This window comes from Halalkalibacter akibai JCM 9157 (assembly GCF_000513135.1).
GTDB classification, from domain to species: Bacteria; Bacillota; Bacilli; order Bacillales; family Bacillaceae_D; genus Halalkalibacter; species Halalkalibacter akibai.
Genome location: NZ_BAUV01000135.1, coordinates 1 through 708 on the forward strand (window position 1 = coordinate 1; position 708 = coordinate 708).

At 35.6% G+C, this 708-nt stretch carries 1 protein-coding gene; it reads right to left on the reverse strand.

The window, feature by feature from the left end:
- Positions 1 to 8: 8 nt before the first annotated feature.
- The coding region (locus JCM9157_RS23065; protein ID WP_369384796.1) for a class I SAM-dependent methyltransferase at positions 9 to 708 on the reverse strand (700 nt) is incomplete at its 5' end.

Sequence of the window (708 nt, forward strand, 5' to 3'; positions counted from 1 at the left end):
TACTTAGTTCAATTAGTATCCTTTTTCAACCACCAAACACCCGCACATTCAGGAAGTGTAATTAAATTTTCTTTTACCACTCTCTCCGCAAGTTCATCACCAAAGAAAAACCTTGTTAACTCATCAGCCTGCTGTAAACTATCAAATTGATAGTCTGTGCGTATCCACTTATGAGAAAAACCATATTCATTTTCAAGTAATGAATAGTAATGTTTTAAGAATTCAGGTGGATTGGGTGTTTCGAAACCAGTTCCCATTGTTTCAAAGATTATTACAGTTCCTTTTGTGCGGAGAACTCGCATAATTTCTTTCATAACCGTCTCAATATTATGTACATTATTCTCTACGTTCGAGCTACCTAAATAACAAATTGTCCAACCTGCTACAACTAAATCAGCACTATCGTTTGCTGCTGGTATTTTCCGATGGTCTGCTACCTGTGTTTTATAGCTCAAGCCTGTATTATCCTTTAACTTTTCATCAACTATTTTTAACATTTCAGCTGAAGAGTCTAATGCTAAAATTGATTTAACTTGAGGAGCTAGAATATCTGTTAACCTTCCAGACCCAGCTCCCATATCGATAACATCTAATTGATTAATAGGTGTAAGCTCCTCTATAACTTTCAGTAAGCTCGGCTGTTTTGAGACCATTTGATCATACAATTCCGTTTGGTTCTTATAAACTTTAGTGTGGTCAGGCATTTTT